Here is a 3,624-nt window from a genome sequence, read left to right on the forward strand (position 1 = left end):
CGTATTCGATACCCATGGCACTGCAGACCTTTGCTATGTCTATAGCGGTTGATGGACTCGGCTGTTGACCCGTCATGGCGGTGGATCTGTTATCAAGAACAACAATAACCTCTGCCGTATGATTGTATACCGCGTTTGCTATACCCTCCATACCACTGTGGAAGAAGGTGGAATCGCCTATTATAGCCACCGGTATCTGACCGGTAGATCTGAAGACACCATTGCTTATTCCAAGGCTTGAACCCATGTTTGTTGCGCTATCCTGTTCTCGGAAGGGTGGGAGCGCACCCAAAGTATAGCAGCCAATATCGCCAGAAAAATAGGCATTCTGCATAGAGATCCTGCTGAGTCCCCTCTTTATATCGAAGAAGCTAGATCGATGAGGACAGCCGGGGCAAAGCGCTGGTGGCCTGGGGGTGAGCGGTTCATCCTGAAATTCTGCAGCATGGTATTGTACACCTAAAAATTCGTACAGTCCAGTCTTAAGCTTCTCGAATGTCATCTCACCTTCCATAGGTATGAGATCTTTACCATGAAATTCCACTAGGATACCGTGTTTCGCCAGAATCTCCGCCACCTGCATTTCAATCACTGGATCGTTCTCCTCAACAACCAAAACCTTAGATTTGCCTTTTACGGCCTTCAATACAGGATCCTCAGCTACTGGAACAGTTGCATCCAGTCGCAGAACACTTGCATTGAATCCAGCATCATCCAGCACCTCTCTTACATAGGAATATGATATGCCACCAGTTATAATGATCAAATCTCCATCGGCTTTCTCCAATGAGCTCATAGAGGAAACATAATCCGTGATCTCTTTCCATCTCGCAAGTTGATTCTTTCTATCATTCCTTGCGTTTTCCGGAGCAAGTACATAGGTGTTTGGATCCTTTATCATCCGTCCACGTACTGGCTCACGATCATCGGAATAGAGTACATTCGATCTCACATGACCTATTCTTGTAGTCGTTCTTAGAATGACGGGATGATGGAATCTTCTACTGATCTCGAATGCTTTTAGCGTAAAATCGTAAGCGCTTTGAACATCATAAGGTTCGATAACGGGTATGAGTGCATGTAAGCCATAGTATCTGTTATCCTGTTCGTTCTGAGATGACCACATGGATGAATCATCAGCTGAAACTATAACAAGTGCGCCATTTATTCCAGTATATGAAGAGCTGAATAGCGGATCTGAAGCTACATTGAGGCCCACATGTTTGACGGCTACGAGTCCATAAGCACCACTTATTGCGGCCCCATATGCGGTTTCGAACGCTATCTTTTCGTTTATGCTCCATTCAACATAAACGTCAGGACTGAATCTGCTTATATTTTCTATAATCTCTGTGGATGGTGTCCCGGGATAACCTGCTGCGACGCTCACGCCGGCATGAACTGCAGCTATCGCTATGGCTTCATTGCCGATCATAAATTTTGATTTCGGCATCATACATAGTATCGCACAATAGGTATGTAAATATGACGTATCTTGAGGTGATAATTCTATATGACACAATAAAAGAAAATTGAAATGAGACGAAGATACCGAAATTAAAGGTTTCATCACAGATATGCTTATATAGTAAATGGAAATTGCGATTATTATCCATATTTTATATATAAAAAAGAATGACAAACCTAAAATAGTGATTATATATGACCTTCTAGTTTAAAGGTGAAATCATTGAATGATGGAGATTTCATTAAGATAGAATTCGAGATGCGCGTCGGTGAAGATAAGAAACTGGTTTCTACCAGCAAAGCGGATCTTGCAAAGGAAAATGATATTTTTGACGAGAAGGCCAAGTATGGAGATATCGTTGTCATAGTTGGCCAGGATGGAATTTTTAAGGAAGTTAATGAAGCCTTTAAGAAGGCGGAGCCTGGAAAGGAATTCGAGGTTGAAATACCGCCTGAGGACGCTTTCGGGCAGCGATTGCCCTCAAATATAAAGATACATACAATGCGCGAATTCCAGAGGCTCAATATAGACCCGCAGGTTGGAAAGGAGGTTGAAATAAATAGAAGAGTGGGCAGGATAATCTCGGTTACGCCTGGCAGGGTTCTTGTAGACTACAATCACAGATGGGCAGGAAAGACCGTCTATTATAAATTCAAGATAAATGGAGTGATAACGGATCCAGTTGAGAAGGTAAACGCAATCATAGCGAACAATTACGATTCTGAGGGCTTCACCGTATCCATGGACAAGGATATACGCATAGAGATACCAGAATCAGCTAAATTTAGTCTGCAATGGATCGATGCGAAATACAACATAGTCAATACGGTAAGAAAATACATCCCCGGATACGATATAGTAATACTTGAGGTATACAAGAAGCAGGAAGAGCAGAAGACAGAGGGAGAACAGGCCAAGACAGAGAGTACAGAAGTGAAGGAGAAGAAACAGGAACCCAGCGAAAGCCAGCCTGAACAGAAGCAGGAGAATGTCCAGAGCTGAATACATATCTGAAAATGTATACGTAGTTCTCGTATACCCAAAATATCAGGGAAATATCGGTGCAGTGGCCAGATCCATGTGGAATTCTGGTCTTAAGCACCTCATAATAGTGGGGAATAAACCTGAAGATGAGGCTTTCGCCAGGTCAATGGGCGGAAGATTCATACTCGAGAACGCTGAGATAGTGGATGATTTTTCTTGTATCGTCCCCAAGTTCAATATTATCGCGGCAACGTCTAGTACGGCTTCGAATGACGAGAAGCATTTTAGAAGATTGCCGCTCACACCTGAAAAATTTTGGGATGAAATGGCTGGCGAAAATGGTAAAATAGCTCTTGTTTTTGGAAGGGAGGATGACGGTCTCAGAAATGCGGAGATTGAAAAGTGCAATTATTTCATCAATATTCCAGGGAATCCTGAATATCCAGTATACAATCTCTCACATGCAGTCGCAATAATTCTTTACGTGATGTTTACGAGATTCAACCCTCCAGAGAATATCGAAGTGGCGGCCATAGTACCAGAGCACGAGGATCTCATGATAAGAGATATAATACAGATAATGGGGATGACCTCGTATCCACAACATAAAATCAGGAACACCGAGCTACTCATTAGGAGGCTAATCGCCAGATCACATATGAGCGATCGGGAATATTTCAGAATGATGGGTGTTATCAGGAGAGTCAAGGATAGTCTCTCTAAGGTCGTTAAAGATGAAAGCGATCATTAATGTTACAGAACCAGGAAAGATAAACGTTACAATAGCCAGTGCCCTCAATCTTATCAGAGAGGATCCAGAGGCAACGGTCGAGATCGTGTTTCATTCAGATGCGATAGCCTATGTGTGCAGTAATGAGAATGAAGAAAGGCTTTCTTCCTTAATGAGCAAGGGTGTGGATATCGTGGCCTGCAGAAATTCGCTGATAGCGAAGAAGTTGAATGAAAAATCGGTCGTGAAGGGTGTCAGAATAGTTAATGCAGGGATATATGAAGTTCTGAAAAAGGAATCTGAGGGCTGGCTATATATAAAGCTTTGATCCACTCTTTGAGCGCTGGATTGAAAAATTCATGTATAACTGTAGCATCTCATCCTATCCTGCCGTCGTAGCTCAGCCTGGTAGAGCGCGTGCTTGGTAAGCACGAGGTCGCGG

General features: G+C 43.0%; 3 protein-coding genes and 1 pseudogene. 3 read left to right on the plus strand and 1 reads right to left on the minus strand.

From position 1 onward, the window contains the following. Positions 1-1,456: pseudogene (locus Q0C15_RS05855) on the minus strand (thiamine pyrophosphate-dependent enzyme); the annotation flags it as partial. A 225-nt stretch (positions 1,457-1,681) separates the two neighbouring features. On the opposite strand from Q0C15_RS05855, the gene Q0C15_RS05860 reads away from it, so the two are divergent. Genes Q0C15_RS05860 through Q0C15_RS05870 form a run of 3 tightly spaced genes read left to right on the plus strand, consistent with a single transcriptional unit; the run spans position 1,682 to position 3,510 of the window. Continuing rightward, positions 1,682-2,470, plus strand: a complete 789-nt coding sequence (locus Q0C15_RS05860; protein ID WP_297217279.1) for a peptidylprolyl isomerase — start codon at positions 1,682-1,684, stop codon at positions 2,468-2,470. After that, entirely contained in the window at positions 2,457-3,203 is a 747-nt protein-coding gene (locus Q0C15_RS05865; protein ID WP_297217280.1) for an RNA methyltransferase, read from the plus strand. Before Q0C15_RS05860 ends, Q0C15_RS05865 begins: the two co-directional genes overlap by 14 nt. Beyond that, entirely contained in the window at positions 3,187-3,510 is a 324-nt protein-coding gene (locus tag Q0C15_RS05870; RefSeq protein ID WP_297217282.1) for a DsrE family protein, read from the plus strand. Before Q0C15_RS05865 ends, Q0C15_RS05870 begins: the two co-directional genes overlap by 17 nt. Positions 3,511-3,624: the final 114 nt, after the last annotated feature.

It is taken from the genome of Thermoplasma sp. (assembly GCF_023256435.1).
GTDB lineage: Archaea > Thermoplasmatota > Thermoplasmata > Thermoplasmatales > Thermoplasmataceae > Thermoplasma.